Origin of the sequence: Kitasatospora sp. NPDC088160 (genome assembly GCF_044741445.1) — a bacterium.
Lineage (GTDB): Bacteria > Actinomycetota > Actinomycetes > Streptomycetales > Streptomycetaceae > Kitasatospora.
The window spans coordinates 208,983-227,216 of the sequence record NZ_JBIUSS010000003.1 but is presented as its reverse complement, the minus strand read 5'-3'; the positions used below and the strand labels follow the sequence as shown (position 1 = coordinate 227,216).

19 protein-coding genes and 1 pseudogene are annotated in these 18,234 nt (G+C 75.0%); 14 read left to right on the top strand and 6 right to left on the bottom strand.

Annotated elements, in window-relative coordinates; genetic code table 11:
- Positions 1-82 precede the first annotated feature (82 nt).
- From ACIOGZ_RS05845 to ACIOGZ_RS05810, 8 genes are all read left to right on the top strand, one after another.
- Positions 83-1,183, top strand: a complete 1,101-nt coding sequence (locus ACIOGZ_RS05845; RefSeq protein WP_400985010.1) for a calcium:proton antiporter — start codon at positions 83-85, stop codon at positions 1,181-1,183.
- Positions 1,184-1,575: 392 nt separating this feature from the next.
- Complete coding sequence (locus ACIOGZ_RS05840; protein ID WP_363586441.1) at positions 1,576-2,898, top strand: geranylgeranyl reductase family protein; 1,323 nt, start codon at positions 1,576-1,578, stop codon at positions 2,896-2,898.
- 232 nt (positions 2,899-3,130) lie between these two features.
- Positions 3,131-3,814: a TNT domain-containing protein gene (locus tag ACIOGZ_RS05835; protein WP_400985008.1), complete on the top strand. Its 684-nt coding sequence runs from the start codon at positions 3,131-3,133 to the stop codon at positions 3,812-3,814.
- A 187-nt stretch (positions 3,815-4,001) separates the two neighbouring features.
- Positions 4,002-4,601, top strand: a complete 600-nt coding sequence (locus tag ACIOGZ_RS05830; protein WP_363587435.1) for a GNAT family protein — start codon at positions 4,002-4,004, stop codon at positions 4,599-4,601.
- A gap of 140 nt (positions 4,602-4,741) precedes the next feature.
- On the top strand, positions 4,742-5,209 hold the full coding sequence (locus tag ACIOGZ_RS05825; protein ID WP_363587437.1) for a hypothetical protein: 468 nt from the start codon (positions 4,742-4,744) through the stop codon (positions 5,207-5,209).
- Positions 5,210-5,275: 66 nt separating this feature from the next.
- Positions 5,276-5,716 carry a hypothetical protein gene (locus ACIOGZ_RS05820; protein WP_400985007.1) on the top strand — a complete coding sequence of 147 codons (441 nt, stop codon included), beginning with the start codon at positions 5,276-5,278 and terminating at the stop codon, positions 5,714-5,716.
- Positions 5,716-6,021 carry a PRC-barrel domain containing protein gene (locus ACIOGZ_RS05815; RefSeq protein WP_363587441.1) on the top strand — a complete coding sequence of 102 codons (306 nt, stop codon included), beginning with the start codon at positions 5,716-5,718 and terminating at the stop codon, positions 6,019-6,021. Before ACIOGZ_RS05820 ends, ACIOGZ_RS05815 begins: the two co-directional genes overlap by 1 nt.
- Before the next feature lie 3 nt (positions 6,022-6,024).
- The gene (locus ACIOGZ_RS05810) at positions 6,025-6,609 is read left to right on the top strand and encodes a type 1 glutamine amidotransferase domain-containing protein (RefSeq protein WP_363587443.1); all 585 of its coding nucleotides are present in this window, start codon (positions 6,025-6,027) and stop codon (positions 6,607-6,609) included.
- Positions 6,610-6,666: 57 nt separating this feature from the next.
- Here ACIOGZ_RS05810 and ACIOGZ_RS05805 read toward each other — a convergent pair whose 3' ends face one another.
- The 4 genes and pseudogenes from ACIOGZ_RS05805 to ACIOGZ_RS05790 all read right to left on the bottom strand — a co-directional run bounded on the left by ACIOGZ_RS05805 (position 6,667) and on the right by ACIOGZ_RS05790 (position 9,990).
- A complete protein-coding gene (locus ACIOGZ_RS05805) occupies positions 6,667-7,521 on the bottom strand; it encodes a DNA ligase (protein WP_363587508.1) in 855 nt (284 codons plus the stop codon).
- A 60-nt stretch (positions 7,522-7,581) separates the two neighbouring features.
- Positions 7,582-8,460, bottom strand: a pseudogene (gene ligD, locus ACIOGZ_RS05800) (non-homologous end-joining DNA ligase); the annotation flags it as partial.
- Positions 8,461-8,565: 105 nt separating this feature from the next.
- Positions 8,566-8,997 carry a VOC family protein gene (locus tag ACIOGZ_RS05795; protein ID WP_350879418.1) on the bottom strand — a complete coding sequence of 144 codons (432 nt, stop codon included), beginning with the start codon at positions 8,995-8,997 and terminating at the stop codon, positions 8,566-8,568.
- Positions 8,998-9,024: 27 nt separating this feature from the next.
- The gene (locus ACIOGZ_RS05790) at positions 9,025-9,990 is read right to left on the bottom strand and encodes a helix-turn-helix domain-containing protein (protein WP_363587445.1); all 966 of its coding nucleotides are present in this window, start codon (positions 9,988-9,990) and stop codon (positions 9,025-9,027) included.
- A 188-nt stretch (positions 9,991-10,178) separates the two neighbouring features.
- On the opposite strand from ACIOGZ_RS05790, the gene ACIOGZ_RS05785 reads away from it, so the two are divergent.
- Positions 10,179-10,769, top strand: a complete 591-nt coding sequence (locus tag ACIOGZ_RS05785) for a pyridoxamine 5'-phosphate oxidase family protein (protein ID WP_363587447.1) — start codon at positions 10,179-10,181, stop codon at positions 10,767-10,769.
- Positions 10,770-10,788: 19 nt separating this feature from the next.
- On the opposite strand, the gene ACIOGZ_RS05780 is transcribed toward ACIOGZ_RS05785, so the two are convergent.
- Positions 10,789-11,145 carry a hypothetical protein gene (locus ACIOGZ_RS05780; RefSeq protein ID WP_363587449.1) on the bottom strand — a complete coding sequence of 119 codons (357 nt, stop codon included), beginning with the start codon at positions 11,143-11,145 and terminating at the stop codon, positions 10,789-10,791.
- Positions 11,146-11,368: 223 nt separating this feature from the next.
- On the opposite strand from ACIOGZ_RS05780, the gene ACIOGZ_RS05775 reads away from it, so the two are divergent.
- Positions 11,369-12,307: a hypothetical protein gene (locus ACIOGZ_RS05775; RefSeq protein WP_363587451.1), complete on the top strand. Its 939-nt coding sequence runs from the start codon at positions 11,369-11,371 to the stop codon at positions 12,305-12,307.
- Between the two features lie 140 nt (positions 12,308-12,447).
- Here the strand turns inward: ACIOGZ_RS05775 and ACIOGZ_RS05770 are convergent, their stop codons facing one another.
- Positions 12,448-12,843: a transglycosylase family protein gene (locus ACIOGZ_RS05770; protein ID WP_363587453.1), complete on the bottom strand. Its 396-nt coding sequence runs from the start codon at positions 12,841-12,843 to the stop codon at positions 12,448-12,450.
- A gap of 474 nt (positions 12,844-13,317) precedes the next feature.
- Here ACIOGZ_RS05770 and ACIOGZ_RS05765 point away from each other — a divergent pair, with 474 nt between their 5' ends.
- The 4 genes from ACIOGZ_RS05765 (at position 13,318) to ACIOGZ_RS05750 (ending at position 18,079) form a co-directional block, all read left to right on the top strand.
- Entirely contained in the window at positions 13,318-13,839 is a 522-nt protein-coding gene (locus ACIOGZ_RS05765) for a universal stress protein (protein WP_363587455.1), read from the top strand.
- Positions 13,840-13,893: 54 nt separating this feature from the next.
- Positions 13,894-15,348 carry a PLP-dependent aminotransferase family protein gene (locus ACIOGZ_RS05760; RefSeq protein ID WP_363587457.1) on the top strand — a complete coding sequence of 485 codons (1,455 nt, stop codon included), beginning with the start codon at positions 13,894-13,896 and terminating at the stop codon, positions 15,346-15,348.
- Between the two features lie 220 nt (positions 15,349-15,568).
- Positions 15,569-16,081 carry a hypothetical protein gene (locus ACIOGZ_RS05755; RefSeq protein WP_363587458.1) on the top strand — a complete coding sequence of 171 codons (513 nt, stop codon included), beginning with the start codon at positions 15,569-15,571 and terminating at the stop codon, positions 16,079-16,081.
- Positions 16,082-16,669: 588 nt separating this feature from the next.
- Positions 16,670-18,079: a family 2B encapsulin nanocompartment shell protein gene (locus ACIOGZ_RS05750; RefSeq protein ID WP_363587460.1), complete on the top strand. Its 1,410-nt coding sequence runs from the start codon at positions 16,670-16,672 to the stop codon at positions 18,077-18,079.
- Positions 18,080-18,234 lie beyond the last annotated feature (155 nt).

The following is an 18,234-nucleotide window of genomic DNA, read 5'->3' as shown; positions in this document are numbered from 1 at the left end:
ACGGGATGAGTTGTACCACATCCCTACGTATCCCGGCGCGGGCAACCGGGTGGGCGGTCCCCGGTCTGGGATGCTCGGCGGCATGATCACGAAGCTCCGCGCGGCCGCCGCGCAATGGACCGTCGTCGTTCCGGTGGTGTCGTTCGTCGTCCTCGCCCTGACCTGGCACCGGGACCTGCCCGGTTGGGTGGTGGGCGTCGTCGCCTGCTTCCTGGCCGGCGCCGTGCTCGCCGCCGTGCACCACGCCGAGGTGATCGCGCACCGGGTCGGGGAACCCTTCGGATCGCTCGTGCTCGCGGTGGCGGTCACCGTGATCGAGGTCGCGCTGATCGTGACGCTGATGGCCGACGGCGGCTCCAAGTCCGCCACCCTGGCCCGGGACACCGTGTTCGCCGCCGTGATGATCACCTGCAACGGCATCCTCGGCCTGTCCATCCTGGTCGCCGCGATCAAGTACCGGACCGCCGTCTTCAACGCCGAGGGCACCGGCGCCGCGCTCGCCTGCATCGGCACCCTGGCGACCCTCAGCCTGGTGCTGCCGACCTTCACCACCAGCTCCCCGGGCCCGCAGTTCTCCACCACCCAGCTGGTCTTCGCGGCCACCGCCTCGATCGTGCTGTACGGGCTGTTCGTGACCACCCTGACCTTCCGGCACCGGGACTACTTCCTGCCGGTCACCCCCGAGGGCCGGGTGCTCGACGAGGAGGACCACGCCGCGCCGCCGACCGCCAGGGCCGCCTGGATCAGCCTGCTGCTGCTCGGCGTGGCCCTGGTCTCCGTGGTCGGCCTCGCCAAGGGCGTCTCGCCGACCATCGAGTCCGCCGTGGACGACGCCGGACTGCCGCACTCCGTCGTCGGCGTCGTGATCGCCCTGCTCGTCCTGCTGCCGGAGACCATCGCGGCGCTGCGCGCGGCCCTGCGCAACCGGTTGCAGACCAGCCTCAACCTGGCCCTCGGCTCGGCGCTCGCCAGCATCGGCCTGACCATCCCGGCCGTCGCGATCGCCTCCTCCTGGCTCTCCGGCCCGCTCGTCCTCGGCCTCGGCCCGGCGCACATGGTGCTGCTGACCCTGACCATCGTGCTCGGCACCCTGACGGTCATCCCGCGCCGGGCCACCCCGCTCCAGGGCGCCGTGCACCTCGCCGTGCTGGCCGCCTACGTGGTGCTGGCGCTCAACCCCTGACGCCGCCGGTGGCAGTTCCACGGAGCCCTTGCCGTCCGACACCGCCGTCGGAGGCAGGGGTCCCGTGGTCTCCCGGGGGAGCGTGTCGGACGGCGGCCCGCCGACGGGCCGGGCCCCGTCTCCGGCGCGGTGGTCAACGGCGGGCCCCGACCCGGCGGGTGACCGCGCAGCCGCCCCCGTGGCCGGTATTGACCGGTCATCGGGGCGGGCCCGCGTGTCGGGGCGGCGGGCGGGTGCCGTGGTTCTCTATCGTCCGTCTCGGACCGCCGAGTCCGGCCGCGTCCGAATGGCCCCGTCCGAACAACCTGTCCGAATGACCCTGTCCGAGTCCGTCCGGGCAGCCCTGCGGCCCCGGCGGGCCCGCAGTCGATCCGACCCCGTGGGAGTGCGTGATGCCCGGCCCAGAGCAGCAGGTGCCCGCAGACGGCGGCCGGGCCCCCCGGCCCGCCCGGACCGAGGAGAACGCCGACGTCATCGTGGTCGGCGCAGGCCCGGCCGGCTCCACCGCCGCCTACCACCTCGCCCGCACCGGCCTGGACGTCCTGCTGCTGGAGAAGTCCGCGTTCCCGCGCGAGAAGGTCTGCGGCGACGGCCTCACCCCGCGCGCCGTCAAGCAGTTGACCGACCTCGGCATCGACGTCTCCGAGCAGGCCGGCTGGCTGCACAACCAGGGGCTGCGGCTGATCTCGGGCCGGCGCGCGCTGGAGTTCGACTGGCCCGAGCTGTCCGCCTACCCCGGCCACGGACTCGTCCGCCGGCGCGCCGACTTCGACGAACTGCTCGCCCGCCGGGCCGCCTCGGCCGGCGCCCGGCTGATCGAACGGGCCAACGTGGCGGGCCCGTTGGTGGACGAGCGGAGCGGCCGGATCACCGGTGTCACCGCGAAGCTCGGCGACGAACGCCGGCCCGTCAGCTACCAGGCGCCGGTCGTGGTCGCCGCCGACGGCAACTCCACCCGCCTCTCCGTCGCGATGAAGCGCTACCGCCGCACCGACCGCGCCATGGGCGTCGCCTACCGCACCTACTTCACCACCCCCCGCCACCAGGACCGCTACCTGGAGGCCTGGCTCGACCTGCGTGACCCGGGCGACCCCGCCCGCCGCCTGCTGCCCGGCTACGCCTGGGTGTTCGGCATGGGCGACGGCACCGCCAACGTCGGCCTCGGGGTCCTCGACACCGCCCACGTCGACCTCGACTGGCGCGACCTGCTCCGCCGCTGGTGCGACAACCTGCCCCCCGCGTACGGCTACACCCCCGACGCCGTCACCGAGCCCGTCCGCGGCTCCGCCCTCCCGATGGGCCTCAACCGCCAACCCCACTACGCCGACGGCCTGTTGCTCATCGGTGACGCCGGCGGCACGGTCAGCCCCGGCACCGGCGAAGGCATCGCCTACGCGATGGAATCCGGCCGCTACGCCGCCGAGACCATCGTCCAGGCCCTCGCCCGGCGCACCGACCGCGGCCGCGAACTGGCCCTGCGCGCCTACCCGCAGGCGCTGCGCTCCGCCTACGCCGGCTACTTCGCGCTCGGCCGCCTCGCCGCCGACCTGCTCGGCCGGCCCAGGCTGCTCGGCGCGGCCGGCGCCGCCGGGCTCGGCCACCCGGCGCTGCTGAAGGTGGCGTTCCGGCTCATGGTCAACCTCACCGAGCCCAACTCCAAGGACGCCCTCGACCGGCTGCTCCACCTGGTCGGGCGGGTCGCGCCGGGGCGCTGACGGGGCGCTGACGGGGCCGGCCGTCCGGAGTGTCCGGCCGGTGCCGAACCGTTCATTCTTTCGGGTGAACCGGTCCGGCGTCCGGGGGTTGGCCGGAACCGGGGAATTCGGTGCGCCTTCGGCCAAGTCGTGTTGACGGATGATCAGCTGATCCGCTTGCCTGGTGCCGAAACGGACACGGAGGGTGAGCAGGACGCCCCCTCCGTGCGACCCCCCTCACGACGGAGACACCGTGCGCCTTCGCCTTCGCCTGCTCGTCGCGCCACTCGCCGCGGCCGCCGCCCTGATCGCCCCGAGCATCCCGGCCGCCGCGGCCGACACCGCCACCGCGGGCACCTCCGCCCGGGCCGCCACGCCCTCCGACGAGTGCTCCGCCGACTTCTACCAGGGTGACAAGCGGCTCGGCCCCGCCGACCTGCCCACCACCGGCCGGGTCGGCAGGGAACTCGTCGGGTACCAGCGCACCGGCTCCCTGAGCGAGCAGCAGTTCCTCACCACCTACTACGACCCGGCCGGCAACAACGGCGCCGGCGGCTGGATCTACCCGCCGTCCGACGGCTACGTCACCCTGCCCGACGGCACCCCGGTCGAGTTCGATCTCACGCTCTACCCGAACCAGAACATCGACCGCTACGGCAGCGAGTACGGCGCCTTCCTCGCCCCCGAGGGACTGCCCTACTCCACCCGCTCCATCCCGCCGCAGAGCCTCGACGGCACCCCGCCGGCGGGCTGCAACTACCACGACTACAAGGTGGTCAAGCCCTTCAAGGTGCACGCCGGCCCGATCGCCCCGTGGTTCGGCCAGCCCGGCTGGGGCCTGCAGTACCAGCTCGACGCGAGCCTGGTGCCTGGCGGCCCGGCCAAGCTGAACGTGCTCTGGCTGGTCGACAACGGGTACCTGTCCCGGATCGTCTGACCCGGCCGTCCGGGCGGCGCACGGCGGGCCCGCCGTGCGCCGCCCCGCTCACCGGACGTCCCGGGCGTCACCGCTGGGCCGCTCGACCACCGGCCGGGCCGCACGCCCCCGCCGGCCGGGCGGGGGCGGATTGCCGGCCGGGAAAATTCGCTGGCGGGCACCGGAGCGGGCGGGATAGGAAGGCCGGATGAGCACTACCGAGACCTCCGCCGAGCGGCGCGTCCTGCGGCCCGCCACCCTCGACCTGGGCGACGTCGCGCTGCGCCCCTGGGGCAGGGCCCTCGACGTGCCCGGCGGCACCGTCCCCGCCCTGGTGGCGGCCGCGGCCGACCCGGAGATCGCCCGCTGGAACCCGCTGCGCATCGCCGACCCGGCCGGCGCCGAGGCCTACCTCGACCGCTGCGACACCGGCTGGGCCGAGGGGCGCGCGGCCGCCTTCGCGATCACCGACGCCCTCGACGGGACCCTCCACGGCAACGCCTTCCTGGGCTGGACCGACCAGTCGGACGGCATCGCCACGGTCGGCTACTGGCTGCTCCCCACCGTCCGCGGCCGGGGCATCGCCACCCGCGCCGTCACCGCCGTCACCCGCTGGGCCGTCGCCACCGCCGACGCCCGCCGCATCGAGCTCTGGCACGCGGTCGGCAACGAGGCCTCCTGCCGCGTCGCCGACCGCGGCGGCTTCCGCCACGAGGGCACCACCCGGGCCTCCTACCGCTACGGCGACGGCGACTACGTCGACGAACACCTCCACGCCCGCCTCGCCACCGACCCGGACGCCGGGTAGCCGGGTTCGCCGACCGGCTGCCGCGCGGGTCCTCCCGGTGCCGGGAAACCGGTGGGCCGCAGGCTGCGCGCACGGCGGGGGAGCGGCCTAACCTGGAAGGGCGCGTACGGTGCGTGGCCCGGGAAGGGAAACGGTCGGCCATGACGGTGATCTCGGCGGCTCTCTTCGGTACCGATTGGCGCCCTGCGCCGCCCGGTTCCGCCGAACTGCTGCGCGAGTGCGCCGCCCGGGGCTGGACGGTCGTGCTGACCGGGCCCGGGCCGGGCGGGGCACCGGCCCTGACCGTGACCGCCCCCGGGCGTGACCCGGTGCGGGCCGCGCTGGAACTGGTCGGCGGCACACCGCCGCACGCCGTGGCGGTGGCCGGCAGCGTGCGCGAGGTGCTGGCCGCGCGGCGGGCCGGGGTGCCGTGCGTCGCCCTGGCGGCCGGTGCGGACGCCGGCCCCGAGCTGAGGGCGGCGGGCGCGGTCGAGGTCCACCGCGACGCCGACGCCCTGCTGCGCGTCCTGGACGACAGCCTGCTGGCCCGGCCCCGGGCCTTCGGCCCCGTGGGCGCCGCCGCCGGCGCCGCACCACACGCCGCAACCGGCGGCCCCCTGAGCGGTTAGCGCCTGCCCGTACCGGGCAACCGCCCGGGTGCGAGCACGTCACCGGAAGTGTCGGAGGTGACCGAGATGGACGGACCCGCGTTGAGCGGATGGGAGCGACGGCTCCTTGAGGAGATCGAGTCCGATCTGCGCCAGGACACGCGCCTCGACCGGAAGTTGAGCACGATGGGCGCCAAGTCGCCGAGCCGGGCCCGGCGCGTGCTGCGCGGCGTCGGGCGCCGCCTGTCCGCCGGGGTGGTGCTGACCGCCCTGGTGATGTCCGCGATCTGCCTCAGCATCGGCGTGCGGACCCCGACCACCGCGGTGCTGACCGCCCTCGGGCTGGTGTGGGCGGCCTCGGTGGCGGCGGCGATCGCCACCTCGGCGCTGCTGCTGCGCCGCCGGGCCGCGGGCCGGGGTGAGGGCCGGGACCGGGCTGCGGGCCGGGACCGGGGCGAACACCGTGCCGCACCCCCCGACCGGGACGAGCGCCGCGAACGCCGCCCCTGGGACCAACCGGAGGCGTGATGACCACCGACCTGTGGGAGTACCGTCCGGGCCCCCACCACGCTGCCGACCTGAACCTGACCGGGTACGAGGTGCAGGCCACCGACGGCCCGCTCGGCCGGGTCGAACAGGACACCGGGGACCACCTGCTGATCGACGCCGGGCCCTGGGTGGCGGGCACCCGGCTGTCCGTTCCGGTCGGTCTGGTGTCGCGGATCGACCACCTGGAGCTGACCGTCCACCTGGACTGCCCGCGCGCCCGGCTCAGCCCCGCCCCGGCCGCCGCCGTCCACCTGGGTTCCGCCTGCGACCCACACCGGCGCTGAGCCATGGGCTGGCCGTCCACCACGCTCACCGGCCGGACGATCGCCTTCCTGGTCGCGCCGTACGGGGCGGAGCAGGTCGAGCTGACCTCGCCGTGGCAGGCGGTGGCCGAGTCCGGCGGCACCCCGCGGTTGCTGTCCACCGGGCCCGGCCGCGTCCAAGCCGTCCGGCACCGAGCCCCGGGCGACACCTTCGCCGTCGACCTCCTCGTCGCCGGGGCGCGGCCGTCCGCCTTCGACGGCCTGGTCCTGCCCGGCGGCGTCGCGAGCCCCGACGCGCTACGGCTGGACGAGGCCGCGGTGGTCTTCGTCCGCGCCTACTGCGCCTCCGGCCGCCCGGTCGCCGCGATCTGCCACGCCGCCTGGACCCTGATCGAGGCCGACGCCGTCCGCGGCCGCACCCTCACCTCCTGGCCGAGCCTGCGCACCGACCTGCGCAACGCCGGAGCCCACTGGGTGGACGAGGAGGTGCACGTCTGCCGCGCCGGCCCCGGCCCCCTCGTCACCAGCCGCCGACCCGCCGACCTGCCGGTCTTCAACGACACCCTGGTCACCGAGTTCGTCCACGCGGCGAAGCGGCGGAAGGGGTGAACCCGCTTCCCGCCCCGGGGAGTTCCCGGCGTGCCCGGCGCGAGCTGCGCAGGGGGGTCAGTCGCCGCGCAGCCGGACGAAGGCGGCGACGGGTGGGCGGCCGGTGAGGGTCAGTTCGGCGCGCAGCGGTCCGGTGAGGGGGTGGACCGGGCCGTGCTCGGGGTCGGTGACGGGCGGGCCGGCGAGGGGACCGACGGCCTCGGCGACCTCGCGGGCCTGGACCGGGGTGAGCCGGGGAGTGCTGAGGAGCACCCGGCCGTCGTCGAGTTCGAGGACGAGGGCGTGCGGACGGGAGGCCGGACCGGTGAAGGCGCGGACGGTGGCGTCGAGGGTGTCGCTGCGGCGGTACTTGACCCAGGCACGGCCGGTGCCGCGCGGGCGGTAGGGGGAGCCGGCGGCCTTGCAGACCAGGCCCTCGACGCCGGTGTCGGCGAGGCGGGCCATCCAGTCCAGCGCCTCCGTCCGGTCGGTGGTGGCCAGTACCGGCTGGATCGGCGGAGGGACGTCGGCCAGCGCGGCGAGCAGCAGCCGGCGCCGGTCGGTGAGCGGCAGCCGGCGCAGGTCGCGGCCCGGCAGGGCGAGCAGGTCGAAGGCGATCAGGCCGAGGACGACGTCCGGGGCGGCGGCCCGGGCCCGGCGGGTGCGCAGCAGTTCCCCGAAGGCGAACCGGCCGGCCCGCCAGGCGACGAGTTCGGCGTCCAGCACCAGCCCTTCGGGCAGCCGGGCGACGGCGGCGGCGATCGGCGGGAACTCGGGGGCGAGGTCGCGGCCGGTACGGGACTGCAGGACGGGCGGGCGGGCGCCGCGGGCGAAGGCGACGCAGCGGAAGCCGTCCAGCTTCAGCTCGTACTGCACGCCCGCGCCGCCCAGGCCGTCGGCGGGCGGGACGGCGGTGACGGCGGCGGGGCGCATCACCTCGACGGGCGGGTGGAGCACCTGGCGGGGCTGCTCCTGCCGGGTCGCCGGGCCGGTGGGGAGCGGCCGGGCCCGCTCCGGGTCCAGCAGCGGCGCGAACAGGTCGCCGTGGGCGGCGAGGCGCTCCGGCACCTCGGCGAGGGTGAACACCAGGTCGTCCGCCGTGCCGGCGCGCTCCAGCTCGGCCCAGGTCAGCGGGGTGGAGACGGTCGGCAGCGGCCGGGCCCGGAGGGTGTACGGCGCGGCGGTGGTCTTCCTGGCGTTGTTCTGCGACCAGTCGACCAGCACCCGGCCGGCCCGCCGGGCCTTCGCCATGGTGTGCACCACCAGCTCCGGGCGGTCGCCCTCCAAGGCGGCGGCGAGCGCCTTCGCGTACGCCGAGACCCGGGTGCTGGGAGTGGGCTCGATCGGGACCAGCAGGTGCAGGCCCTTGGAGCCGGAGGTCTTCACCCACGCCGCCAGGCCGTCCGCCGCGAGCCGCTCGCGCAGCAGGACGGCGACGGTGCGGCAGGTGAGGACGGACGCGCCCGCACCGGGGTCGAGGTCCAGGACGAGGCGGTCGGCGAGCCCGGGCGCGGCCGCGTGCCACTGCGGGACGTGCAGTTCCAGACAGCCCAGATTGGCGGCCCAGAGCAGCGCGGCGCCGTCGTCGAGGACCACCTGGCGCAGGCCACCGCCGCTGCTCGGCACCTCGACGGTGCGCACCCAGCGCGGGGTGCCGGCCGGCGGGTTCTTGGCGATGAACACCTCGGCCTCCACGCCGTCCGGGCAGCGCAGGAAGGAGACCGGGCGGTCGCGCAGGTGGGGGAGCAGGGCGCCGTGCACGGCGGCGTAGTAGCGCAGCACCTCGCCCTTGAGGGTGCCGGTGCGCGGGTAGTACACCTTGTCGAGGTGGGAGAGCGCGAGGGTGCGCCCGTCCACCGTGAGCTGCGGCATGGGTGCTCCCCGGAGCCTGGGTGGGCCTGTGCGTGGCCCCCGCAGCCAGTCTGCCCGGGCGGCGGCGGGGGCGCAGCCGGTCCACCGGCGTCGGAGGCGGGCCGCTCAGCCCCGCGCGGGGGCGGCGGGCCGCGGCGCACCCCGGTAGGTGCCGAAGTACCACTGGTTGCCCTCCGGGTCGGCGGCGGCGAAGTCGCGCGAACCGTAGTCCGTCTCGGTGAGCGCGGTGGTGATCCGGGCCCCGGCGGCGACGGCGCGGTCGTGCACGCCGTCCGGGTCCGCGGTGACCACGTACGCGGTGAAACCGCCCGGCCGGCCCGGGCAGGGCGCGCCGCCCTCGGGCGTCTCCCGGTCGGAGCCGAGCATCACGCCGCCGCCCTCCGGCCAGGCCAGTTCGGCGTGGGCGACGAACCCGCCCTCACCGTAGGCGACGACCTCCTGGAAGCCGAAGGCGTCGACCAGGAAGCGGATCAGGGCCCGGGCGTCGGTGGCGCGCAGGCTGGGCCAGACCTGCGGGGCGGGGGCGGTGCCGTCCATGGCTGTCTCCTCGGGGGGGCGGGTTGCTTACGCCTCCCACTCTGCGGCCGCCGCACCCGCCCCGCCTTGGACGTTTCGGAACTTCGCCTCCTCCGGCCCCTCCGCCGCCAGCCACGCGCTCGGCGCGGCCCCGGCCAGGGCGCGGAACTCCCGGGCCAGGTGCGCCTGGTCGAAGTACCCGCAGCGGACGGCCAGGTCGCCGAGCCGGGGCGGTGGCGAGGCGGCCAGCAGATGGCGGGCCCGGTCGAAGCGGATCACCCGGGCGGCGGCCTTCGGCGTCAGACCGGTCTCCCGGCGGAACCGCTCCTGGAGGTGCCGGGTGCTCCAGCCGGTCTCCCGGCCCAGCGCCGCCACCGGCAGGGTGCCGTTGCTGCGCCGCAGCGCCCGCCAGGCCCAGCCGACCTCCGGCGGCACCTGCCCGGACGGGCGGGCGGCCCGCAGCAGCGTCCGGTCCAGCACGGCGAAGCGCTCGGACCAGGTGCGCGCGGACTGCAACTGCTCCTGGAGGCGCGGGCCGAGCTGCCCCAGCACCTCCTCCGCCGGGAGGTCGATCCCGGCCAGCTCGCCGGCGGGCAGCCCGAACAGCGCCCGGGCGGCCAGCGGGTGCACGGCGATCTGCACGCCGGACTGCCGGCCGTCGTGGGTGATCAGCGCCGGGCCGGTGTGCAGGCCGCCGAGCAGCGTCGGGTAACTGCCGGGCGGCTGCGCCGGGTCGGGGTGCCCGGTGATCACCAGCGGCTCGTCCAGGGTGAGGATGAACGTCAGGTACGGGGACGGCAGGCCGCGGTGCAGGGCGGGCGGGATGCCGCGCTGGCGGTACCCGGAGTACCAGGCCACGTACGGGCGCAGCGCGGGCGCGGGCCGGGCGCGGACGGCTTCGTCGACCAGGCCGGCGTCGGTGTCGGCGGCCGTGTCTGCGGCCTCGTCGGCTGTGGCTGCGGCCGCGGGCCCGGTTGCGCCGGCTGCGGACGTCTCGGGGGTTTCCGTCGTCACGTTCCCAGTATCGGCGGCCGGTGGCGAGCGTGCCGCGCGGCGGGGGCGGGCGTCTTGGACAAATGCGCACCGGGGCCGCCGAGTTCGGCCGCTCTGCGGGCGTCCCGGTGGGCGCCCCCGGCGAGGCGGCCGTCTCGCCCAGCGGATCATCCTTTCTTGCCAGGCGAGATGGGCGCACACTGGCGGGCATGGGAAAGCAGTACGAGAGCATCGACGGCAGGCTGCGGGAGTTCATCGAACGGCAGCCCCTCTACTTCGTCGCGACCGCGCCCCTCTCCACCGACGGGCACGTCAACGTCTCGCCCAAGGGCCGCTCCGGCACGCTCGTGGTGATCGACGAACTCACCCTCGCCTACCTGGACTTCGGCGGATCCACCGCCGAGACGATCGCCCACCTGCGGGAGAACGGCCGGATCACGCTGATGTGGTGCGCCTTCGACGGCCCGCCGACCGTGGTGCGGGTGCACGGCCGGGGCGAGCCGGTGTTCCGTGACGACCCGCGCTTCGCCGGGCTGTTGGGCCGCTTCGACCCGGCCGCCGACGGCTCCGGGTTGCGTGCGATCGTGCTGGTGCGGGCCGAACGGGTCAGCGACTCCTGCGGGTTCGCCGTCCCGCTGATGGACTACCGCGCCGACCGCGAACTGCACGCGCAGTTCTTCGGCCGCAAGGACGAGGAGGAGTTCAGCACCTACTGCGAGGGCAAGCAGTACGTCGGCACCAGCATCGACGGCCTCCCCGCTCTCCCGCTGCCGCTCCCGCCCCGACCGGACAGGACCTAGCAGGCCCGTCAGGCCCGTGCTACGGGCAGGGTTCCTCGACGCGCATCGCGGTCAGGCCGATCGCCTGCCCGGTCAGCACCTCGCCGGCCGCCGGGCTCTGCCCGCACACCCGCCACTCCCACTGCACCACCACGACCCGCCCCCGCGGACCGGCGTCCCGCACGCTGACCGGGTACCACAGGGGCAGCAGCGCCCGTGCCGCCAGGACGGTCTGGCCGCGCAGCTCGGGCATCGGCGGGTGGGGCGGGCTGGGTGCGGGGATCGCGTAGCCGGGCCGGTCGTCCGGCGGCAGCGTGCGGCCGGGATCGGTGTGCGGATCGCAGGCGGCCAGCCCGAGCGAGGACACGAGCACGAGCAGGGCCCAGGTGCGGCGCATGGTCCCCCCGGTGGAATTCGCCTACGGTCCCGGCGAACCGACCGTACCTGCCGTGCGGTGCGCCGGGTCGGTTCGTGACCGGCTCGCGGCCGGACCGTCGCCACCTCGGTACGCTCCGGGGCCCCGGGCAAGCTCGTGCCGGAGCGGAACGGCGCCGCCGGACTCGCTACGGACGGCATTCATCCGGTTGCCCTGAGTGTCGGACGGGGGGAGCGTGATGGTCATGATACGAACCCTGCGTGCCGCCGCCCTGGCCTCGCTCTCCCTAGTACTCGTGGCCTGGCCGGCTCAGGCCGTCACTGCCCCGCGCGCGGAGCGGTCGGCGACCGCGCGGCTGTCCGTCGAGCTCTGCCCGCCCCGGGGCCCGGTGGTCCCGGGCGAGAACGGGACCCTGGAGGTGCGCGTCACCAACCAGGGCCCGGCGGCGACCACCGATCCGACCCTGGTGGTCGTCCACCTGCCCCCGCCGGGCGTGGTGAAGTCGGCCGACCCGTCGGTGGAGCTGACGTACTTCGGGACGGGCAGCTCCTATTTCGTCCCGGCCGGCCTGGCGCCGGGGGCCACGTCCGTGGAGCGGCTGTCGCTGTACGTCGCGCCGATCACCTCGCCGTTCACCACCATCAGCGGTGACGTGCAGGCCTTCTACCCGGGCGACCCGGACCAGTCCGGCCACACCACGCCGTACAGCTTCACCACCGCCGACACCCGGGCCCACTTCATGGTCGGCGCCTCCTCCGCCTGGCAGGCTGGGCACCCGGTGCCGCAGCCGGGCGACCTCACCGGCGCACCCGGGGCCACCATCGACCTGCCGCTGTGGGTGTACAACGCGGGTCCGTCGTACTCGACCCACCCGATCGACGTGCGGATCACCGTGCCGGAGCACACCACGCTGACCGGCCCGACGCCGTACGACTGCACGGCCGCCGGGCCGCGGACCCTGACCTGCCACTACGGGGTCGGGCCGCGCTACCAGGACGCGATCTTCATCGACCCGGCCGTGGTGATCGATCCGGCGACGACCGCCGGCCAGGTGCTGTCCGGCGGGACGCTGGACGTGTCCGGTCAGGAGGACTGCCCCTCGCCCGACTGGCACACCGACTTCTCGGTGACGGTGGCGGCCGGCCCGCCCGGCGGCGGCCCGGAACGGGCCCCGGTCCGGTAGCCCGACCGCCGCCCGTGGGCGCGGCCCGCAGGCCGGCGCGTGCGGTCGGCCGCAGCGGGCGGGAACGCGACGACGCCGCCGCACCCGGGGAGGGTGCGGCGGCGTCGGGGGCCCGGGACAGGCGGGCCGGGGGGTGGGGACTACTTGCCCAGGCCGGCCTTGACGGAGCAGATCGGCCAGGCGCCGGGGCCCTGGGCGGCGAGGACCTTCTCGCCGATGGCGATCTGCTGCTCCTTGGTGGCCTGGTGGGCCTGCGGGGCGTACGCGGTGCCGCCGAAGGCGGCCCAGGTGCTGGAGGTGAACTGCAGGCCGCCGAAGAAGCCGTTGCCGGAGTTGACGGCCCAGTTGCCGGTGGCCTCGCAGGAGGCGACCTTGTCCCAGACGGTGGCCGGCGCGGCGGAGGCGCTGGTGGCCGTGACGAGGCCGGCGACCGGCAGGGCGGTGATCGCCCCGGCCATCAGAGCCATCCGGACGCGGTTGCGGCGCTTCGGGGTGGCGGTGGTGGTGGTAGCGGCAGTCTCGTTACGGAAGGTCATGCGGTTCCTTTCGGAGGAGGCTGCGAGCGCGCGGAACCAGGCCCTCGGAAGGCCGTTGGTTTCGGGGGACACGTCACTCGCGTGGTCCGGCACCGTTCCGGTTCCGGGGCGGTGAAGCCGACCGGAGCGGAGTGCTTGGTGCAACGGATTCGAAGGTACGGGGGCGGTTGAGGCGGTTTCAAGGATTTGGAGGTTTAGGCACGTCAGGGGGCCGTTACCGGGCGTAAGGATCAAGGAAATGACATGATTTGGCCCGATTTGCCACCATTTTCAAGATCAAACCACCCGCCGAAGTGGCCTGCGTCACGCCGAAAGTCGTGTGAGCCCGCCCACATCGTCGACAGCGCGTGACGTCCCACCAGCCCCCGGTGTCGAAATCGCCGCACCGCCCGGCGCCCCGGGTGGCCCGCGCCACAACCCTCACCGGGAGGGCCCCCTCCGGTCACGCACGGTGGCGGGCATAGCCTCGGGGCCATGAGCAACGAGAGCGATGCAGAGGACGTGGAGGCCGTCGGCGGCGCCGGGGAGCCCAGGGCGGCAGCGGCCCCCGCGGGCTTCGAACTGGGGACGGACGGGCCCAAGGTGATCCTGGCGGGGCTGGACGGCTCCGACTCCTCCTGGCGCGCCACCGCCTACGCCGCCGGGCTGGCCCGCCGCCAGGGCGCCACCCTCGCGGTCGCGTACGTCCAGCCGATCCTGGGCGCGGCCACCGCGCTGGCCGGGGCCGTGGTGGAGGAGACCACTCAGGAGATCGCCGACGAGCTGCTGACCGCCCTGCGCGAGGCCGAGCACCACGTGAAGGAGGTGTGGCGGGTGGAATGGCGCTTCCTCACCATGCGCGGCGACCCCTATACGGGGCTGGCCAAGCTCGCGGACGAACTGCGCGCCGACGCCGTCGTGGTCGGCGCCTCCGAGCAGGCCGGGCACCGGGTGATCGGCTCGGTCGCCGTCCGCCTGGTGAAGGCGGGCCGCTGGCCGGTCACCGTGGTGCCGTAGCGCGGCCGGGCCGCCCGGCAGGGGGCCGGGTGGCGGCGGGTAGGGTGCGTGACCATGACGGAAACGCCGGGCGCGCACCCCACCGGGCCCGCCCACCCGACCGGCAGCGACCTGCACCTCGACCTCCCCGCCGTCGGGGGCCGCCGTGCCGCGCTGATGGCGGCCCTGCGCGAGGCGATCCGCAGCGGCCGGCTCGCCCCCGGCACCCGACTGCCGCCGTACCGCGCGCTCGCCGCCGACCTCGGGCTGGCCCGCAACACCGCCGCCGAGGCGTACGCCGAACTCGTGGCGGAGGGCTGGCTGACCGCCCGTCAGGGCTCCGGCACCGCCGTCGCCGAGCGCGCCGAGCCCGTCCCGCCGAGCCCGTCCCCCCGACCCTCCGTGCGGCCGGGGCCCGTCCACGACCTGCGCCAGGGCCGGCCGGACGCCGCGTCCTTCCCGCGCGCCGCCTGGCTGGCCGCCGCCCGCCGGGCCCTGACCGCGGCGCCCAACGAGGCCTTCGGGCCCGGCGATCCGCAGGGGCGGCGCGAACTGCGCACCGTCCTCGCCGACTACCTGGCCCGCGTCCGCGGGGTGCGCACCGACCCGGACCGGATCGTGGTCTGCTCGGGCTTCGCCCACGCGCTGCGGCTGCTGTTCGCCGGCGGGGCGCCCGCCCTGCCGCCCGAGTCGACCGGGCCGCTGGCCGTCGAGGCGTACGGGCTGGGGTTCCACCGCGGGCTGCTGGCCGCCGCCGGGGTCGCCACCGTGCCCCTTCCGGTCGACGAACACGGCGCCAGGCTCGGCGGGTTGGCGCACCGTCAGGACGTCCGGACGGCCCTGCTCACCCCCGCCCACCAGTTCCCGACCGGCGGACCGCTGCACGCCGGCCGCCGCGCCGCCGTGGTCGACTGGGCGCGCGGGCGCGGCGGCCTGCTGCTGGAGGACGACTACGACGGCGAGTTCCGCTACGACCGCCAGCCGGTCGGCGCCGTCCAGGGGCTCGACCCCGAGCGGGTGGTCTACCTCGGCTCGGTCAGCAAGAGCCTGTCACCGGCGCTGCGGCTCGGCTGGATGGTGCTGCCGGACCATCTGGTCGACCGGGTGCTCGCCGCCAAGGGCGAACGCGAGGGCTGGGCCAGCGCGTTGGACCAGCTGACCCTCGCCGAGCTGATCGACTCCGGCGGCTACGACCGGCACGTGCGGCGGATGCGCCGCCGCTACCGGGAGCGCCGCGACCAGCTGGTGGCCGCGCTGGCGGGGAGCGCCCCGCACATCGGGGTCTCCGGCGTCGCGGCCGGCCTGCACGCCGTCCTGCGGCTGGAGCCCGGCACCGAGCACGCGGTGCTCCAGGCCGCCGCCCGCCGGGGCCTGGGCCTGGACGGGCTCGCCGACTACCGGCACCCGGGGATCGGCCCGGAGGCCATGCCGGCCATGGACGGCCTGGTCGTGGGCTACGCCACGCCGCCCGACCACGCCTACCCGGCGGCGCTCGCCGCGCTCTGCGACATCCTGCCGCCGCCCGCCTGAACCGGCCGGGCCCGGGGCGGCCGGACCGGCACCGGCCTGCCGGGCGACCGGCTCCGGGTGGCCGTCCGGGGCGGCGGGCGAAGCATAGGGCCCCGGGCGGGGCGGTGGGGGCGGAACGCAGCCGGGGTGGTCCGCGGTGTCCGCCCCCGACTCGTGCGTCGGTACGGACCGGGGCGGAGCGGGGCAACGGAACCGGTACCGCGCCCTACGCTCCTTGGTCATGCGCAGAACACATTTGAGCCGTGTCGCCCTCGCCGCGTGCCCGGCCCTCGCCGTCGGTCTGCTCCTCTCCGCCACACCCGCCCAGGCCGACACCCCGCTGCCGTTCACGGCCGTCTCCGACCGGCAAACGACCGTCCGGGGAGGCGAGTTCACCCTGACCCTGACGCTCAGCAACCCGTACGACACGCCGATCCAGTTCGTGTACCAGAGCGTTCAGCCGACCTACCAGACCAGTCTGGAGAACGGCCTCAAGTTCACCGCCACGGCCTGCGGCACCCAGACCAACGGCTGCAGCGACAATGTCCACGGCGGGATCGCCCGGTACAACGTGCCGCTCGCCCCCGGTGCCACGAGCAGCTTCACGGTCACCTACACCGTGGCGCCGGACTCGACCTGCGGCGCGGCGACCAGGATCGACTTCTACTCCTACCTGTACTACGAGTACAAGGGGGGCGAGGCCAAGAACTCCGGCATCGTCGGCATCCCCGGCAGCCAGATCGCCTGCGCCTGACGCATCGCCCGACCGGCGCTCCCTCGCCGCTTCCCCGTCGCACCCCCACTGCGCATCCCCGATCCCCCGTCAGGTGCCGGCCGCCCCCGTCCCGGCACCTGACGGGCCGTTCGCGTGCCCGGATCCCGGTGGCGGGCCGGCGCCCATGGTCGGGGCGCAGCTGACCGGCCCCGTTGCGTCGGCCCCGTTGTGCCGGCCCCCCGTTGACGACCCGCTCCCGCCGATGTCGTACGGGGGGTACGCCGCCTGTCCGCTGTCCGCTGTCCGCGCACGGGGGTCGGTCGCGCGGGATCCGCGGCGGGGAACGGATGTTCTCGCGACCCGGGGCCCGAGCGGAATGGGACTGCTTCAGATTCACCCTATCGGGGGGTAGTCGGCCTCCGTGCGGGCCCGGTCGGGCGCTGGTGATCTAGGGTTCCCGATGGGCCGCCGGGAGACGGTGGCCGTGATCGCGATGAATCGCCAACACCCCCATCGATACGCGTGTCTGATGAGCCGTCATGGCATCAGTCGGGGTGGATCGGGGCGACCCCGTCGCCGTCCTTCCCTGACCGCGTGATCCGACCAGATGAATGGAGACCCCTGCCGATGCCCGTGGACACGAGCCCGGAGACAGCGCAGGTCCCGCAGCAGTCCAGCCTCACGACGGCCGCTGCCCGCAACCTCGCCACCACGACCAAGTCCGCACCGCAGATGCAGGAGATCACCTCCCGCTGGCTGCTCAAGGTGCTTCCCTGGGTACAGGCCGCCGGCGGCGCCTACCGTGTCAACCGACGGCTCACCTACACCGTCGGCAACGGTGTGGTCGAGTTCATCAAGACCGGCTCCCAGGTCCGGGTGATCCCCGCCGAGCTGGGTGAGCTCGCCCTGCTGCGCGGCTTCGAGGACGAGGAGGTGCTGACCGCCCTCGCCGACCGCTGCGAGCAGCGCGACTTCGGCCCCGGCGAGGTGCTCACCACCCAGGGCGGGGCCGCCGACCGGATCTTCCTGATCGCGCACGGCAAGGTCAACAAGATCGGCACCGGCAAGTACGGCGACGACACCGTGGTCGGCGTGGCCGGCGACGGCGACCGCTTCGGCGACGACGCCCTGCTGGACCCGGACGCCGTCTGGGAGTTCACCGCCACGACCGCCACCGCCGGCGTCGCGCTCACGCTGACCCGCCGTGACTTCGCCGCCATCCGGGACAACTCGCCGAGCCTCCAGGAGCACCTGCTCGGGTTCCTGGCCCTGCCGCAGCAGGCCCAGAACGAGCGCGGCGAGGCCGAGATCGCCATGTCGGCCGGCCACCACGGTGAGTTCGAGCTGCCCGGTGCCTTCGTGGACTACGAGCTCAAGCCCCGCGAGTACGAGCTGAGCGTCGCGCAGACCATCCTCAAGGTCCACACCCGCGTCGCCGACCTGTACAACGAGCCGATGAACCAGATCGAGCACCAGCTCCGGCTGACCATCGAGGCGCTGCGCGAGCGCCAGGAGCACGAGCTGGTCAACAACCCGGAGTTCGGCCTGCTCAACAACGCCGACTTCGACCAGCGGATCCAGACCCACTCCGGCCCGCCCACCCCGGACGACCTGGACGAGCTGCTCAACCGCCGCCGCGACCCCGACTACCTGCTCGCCCACCCGCGGACGATCGCCGCGATCGGCCGCGAGTTCAACGCCCGCGGCCTGTACCCCCACCACGTCGACCTCGGCGGGCAGCAGGTGCCGGCCTGGCGCGGGGTGCCGATCCTGCCGTGCAACAAGATCCCGATCACCAAGGAGAACACCAGCTCCATCCTGGTGATCCGTACCGGTGAGGACAACCAGGGCGTCATCGGCCTGCACCAGAACGGCATCCCGGACGAGTACCAGCCGTCGCTGTCGGTCCGCTTCATGGGCATCGACGAGAAGGCGATCATCTCCTACCTGGTCAGCGCCTACTACTCGGCCGCGATCCTGGTGCCGGACGCGGTCGGCGTCCTGGAGAACGTCGAGATCGCGCACCGCCGCCACTGAGGACGGCCGACAACGGGGCCGGGCCGTAACCGGCCGGCTCGAAGATCGTTTGACCTGATGACGGACGGCCCGCCCCTGGAAGGCGGGCCGTCCGCCTGATCGTGCCTCATCACGTCTGATCGCGCCTGCCCGCGTCCTCCTGCGGGCCGGGCGGA

Excerpts from the sequence above, each read along its gene's own strand:
- ACIOGZ_RS05820 (WP_400985007.1), top strand. The coding sequence starts at position 5,276 with ATGGACGGACCCGCGTTGAGCGGATGGGAGCGACGGCTCCTTGAGGAG.
- ACIOGZ_RS05760 (WP_363587457.1), top strand. The coding sequence starts at position 13,894 with ATGACGGAAACGCCGGGCGCGCACCCCACCGGGCCCGCCCACCCGACC.
- ACIOGZ_RS05805 (WP_363587508.1), bottom strand. The coding sequence starts at position 7,521 with ATGCGCCCCGCCGCCGTCACCGCCGTCCCGCCCGCCGACGGCCTGGGC.
- ACIOGZ_RS05795 (WP_350879418.1), bottom strand. The coding sequence starts at position 8,997 with ATGGACGGCACCGCCCCCGCCCCGCAGGTCTGGCCCAGCCTGCGCGCC.
- ACIOGZ_RS05840 (WP_363586441.1), top strand. The coding sequence starts at position 1,576 with ATGCCCGGCCCAGAGCAGCAGGTGCCCGCAGACGGCGGCCGGGCCCCC.
- ACIOGZ_RS05755 (WP_363587458.1), top strand. The coding sequence starts at position 15,569 with ATGCGCAGAACACATTTGAGCCGTGTCGCCCTCGCCGCGTGCCCGGCC.
- ACIOGZ_RS05775 (WP_363587451.1), top strand. The coding sequence starts at position 11,369 with ATGATACGAACCCTGCGTGCCGCCGCCCTGGCCTCGCTCTCCCTAGTA.
- ACIOGZ_RS05825 (WP_363587437.1), top strand. The coding sequence starts at position 4,742 with ATGACGGTGATCTCGGCGGCTCTCTTCGGTACCGATTGGCGCCCTGCG.
- ACIOGZ_RS05780 (WP_363587449.1), bottom strand. The coding sequence starts at position 11,145 with ATGCGCCGCACCTGGGCCCTGCTCGTGCTCGTGTCCTCGCTCGGGCTG.
- ACIOGZ_RS05810 (WP_363587443.1), top strand. The coding sequence starts at position 6,025 with ATGGGCTGGCCGTCCACCACGCTCACCGGCCGGACGATCGCCTTCCTG.
- ACIOGZ_RS05830 (WP_363587435.1), top strand. The coding sequence starts at position 4,002 with ATGAGCACTACCGAGACCTCCGCCGAGCGGCGCGTCCTGCGGCCCGCC.
- ACIOGZ_RS05750 (WP_363587460.1), top strand. The coding sequence starts at position 16,670 with ATGCCCGTGGACACGAGCCCGGAGACAGCGCAGGTCCCGCAGCAGTCC.
- ACIOGZ_RS05770 (WP_363587453.1), bottom strand. The coding sequence starts at position 12,843 with ATGACCTTCCGTAACGAGACTGCCGCTACCACCACCACCGCCACCCCG.
- ACIOGZ_RS05765 (WP_363587455.1), top strand. The coding sequence starts at position 13,318 with ATGAGCAACGAGAGCGATGCAGAGGACGTGGAGGCCGTCGGCGGCGCC.
- ACIOGZ_RS05785 (WP_363587447.1), top strand. The coding sequence starts at position 10,179 with ATGGGAAAGCAGTACGAGAGCATCGACGGCAGGCTGCGGGAGTTCATC.
- ACIOGZ_RS05845 (WP_400985010.1), top strand. The coding sequence starts at position 83 with ATGATCACGAAGCTCCGCGCGGCCGCCGCGCAATGGACCGTCGTCGTT.
- ACIOGZ_RS05815 (WP_363587441.1), top strand. The coding sequence starts at position 5,716 with ATGACCACCGACCTGTGGGAGTACCGTCCGGGCCCCCACCACGCTGCC.